Source organism: Franzmannia qiaohouensis (assembly GCF_031451695.1).
Lineage (GTDB): Bacteria > Pseudomonadota > Gammaproteobacteria > Pseudomonadales > Halomonadaceae > Franzmannia > Franzmannia qiaohouensis.
Genome location: NZ_JARWAM010000057.1, coordinates 1 through 510 on the forward strand (window position 1 = coordinate 1; position 510 = coordinate 510).

At 66.9% G+C, this 510-nt stretch carries 1 protein-coding gene; it reads left to right on the top strand.

The window, feature by feature from the left end; translation table 11 throughout:
- The coding region (locus QC821_RS21720; RefSeq protein WP_309725613.1) for a tripartite tricarboxylate transporter substrate-binding protein at positions 1 to 510 on the top strand (510 nt) is incomplete at both ends.

The following is a 510-nucleotide window of genomic DNA, read 5'->3' on the forward strand; positions in this document are numbered from 1 at the left end:
ACTGGCCAACGTGCTCGAGGAAGAGCTCGGCCAGCCGGTCAACGTGGTCAACCAGCCCGGGGCCGGCGGCGGCGTGGCGCTGTCGCGCCTGACAGTCAGCGACGATGAGGGCTATACCTTCGTCTTCGGCACCTCGATGACCATCACCTATGGCCCGCTGTCCACCGAGACCAACTACCAGCTCGACGACTTCCGCTACGTCGCCGGCGTGACCCTTGGCCAGTCGGCCATGGTCACCGGCGAAGACCGTCCCTTCGGCGACACCTGGGAAGGCCTGATCGAGTACGCCAAGGAGAACCCGGGCACCAGCTACGCGACCCAGACCGCGCTGGACCGCATGATCATCGAGTACATCGCCCAGCAGGAAGGCCTCGATCTGCGCATCGTGCCGACCTCAGGCGGCGCCGGCATGGCCCCGTTGATCCTCTCCGGCGACGTCGACTTCGCCTACAGCGGCGGCACCCACTCCGGCTACGCCGACTCCGGTGAAATGCCGGTGCTGCTGAGCCT